The organism is Pseudomonas sp. HMWF021, assembly GCF_003061005.1.
Lineage (GTDB): Bacteria > Pseudomonadota > Gammaproteobacteria > Pseudomonadales > Pseudomonadaceae > Aquipseudomonas.
Window position 1 is genome coordinate 1 of record NZ_QAIK01000196.1, and the last position, 1,365, is coordinate 1,365.

Genomic DNA, 1,365 nt, shown 5'->3' on the forward strand with positions numbered 1-1,365 from the left:
GGCAAGCTGTACGCCGCCGGGTACAGACCGCGCAGATTCAGCCCGGCCTGCTTCAGCAATTGCCCCAGATGCTGCAAACGCTGACGCGGCGCCCAGGCGATCTGCACCTGCCCGGCTTCGTTCCGCGAACTGTGGGCGATGTGCATCTCGTTGCTGTCGCCGAGCATCAAGGCCTGCGCCGCGCATTGCACCGCCGCTGCGGTCTTGTTCGCCGGCAATGGCGGCAGGTCGATGCTCGCCAGCAGGCTGTCCGCCGGGTGCAGAAAAATGTTGAGCGCTGGCTGCTTCGCTAACTGCCCCAGTTGGCTAAAGGTCTGGCGCAGCTCACGAATGACCTGCCCCTGCCGATCCAGCCACGCGCAATCCATCTCACTGTCGAGACTCAACCCTGCCAGTGGCGGCAAACTCACACGCAACTGACTCATACGCCCACCCGCGACCAGATCACTTGCGGCAGACGATCCTCGCTGCGGTGCAGCAACGCATCGAGACTGACCCGCCGCTGATCCCGCCGCGCCGCGCCACGCAGGCGAAACCAGTCACTGGTGATGCCAACCTTGACGCTGGTCAGCTCCAGGTTCGGCATGCGCAAGCGATTGACGAAATCGCCGCGGTTGATGAACCAGCGCCCGGCGTCACGCTCATTGATCAGCGCCTGCGCCCGCTCCAGCGACAACCCCGGCACATACGCGGCCAGCACCGGCGCGGTGGCGGTATTGCCGTTGAGCCAAGTGGTCGCCGGGATCACCGTCAGGTACGGCGCCAGTTTGCCAATCACCGCGTCATTCACACCCTCGACGCTGCGCAAATCCTCGACATTGCGCAGCATCGGCAACTTCGGATTCTGTGGTTTGCGCGACGCATTCGGCGACGTGGCGCGGCCACTGTCAAAGGCGTTTTTGCTCGCGGTGTTCTCGGCAATCTGCGGGTTCAACAGATACGGATAAGAGCCGATCACCCGCTGACTGATGCGCTGACTCAACCCAGCGCTGACGCCGATCAACTCGCACAACCGCTGAAACGCCTGCACCTGCGCCTCATCGACACGCTCATTGGCCACCAGATTGCGCAGGTTGAATTTGCCCTGCTCATCCTCCAGCCGCCCCTCGAAACCTTGCGCATTCAAACGCTGCGCCCACGGCTGATCGAGCCGGGTCAGCGGATCACGCTGCCGCGCATCCCAAAGCAATTGCCGGCTGATCTCCAGCCCACCGTGCAACAGCCAGCGCCCCTGCACCCGCTGCTGATCCGCCTCCAGCGCGCGGGTCGAAACGCTCTGCCGGGTCAACATCCCCGCCGCAATCACCGCGACCACCGCCGCGATCAACAGCGCACTGATGATCGCCATCCCCTGCTGGTTCGATT

General features: G+C 63.9%; 2 protein-coding genes. Both read right to left on the reverse strand.

Going from position 1 to position 1,365, the window contains the following annotated elements:
- On the reverse strand, nucleotides 1-425 hold a 425-nt coding region (gene gspL, locus DBR18_RS27920), incomplete at its 3' end, for a type II secretion system protein GspL (RefSeq protein ID WP_256589032.1).
- Nucleotides 422-1,365, reverse strand: a 944-nt coding sequence (gspK, locus tag DBR18_RS27925) for a type II secretion system minor pseudopilin GspK (RefSeq protein WP_256589033.1), incomplete at its 5' end; no start/stop codon positions are given. The genes gspL and gspK, both read right to left, overlap by 4 nt.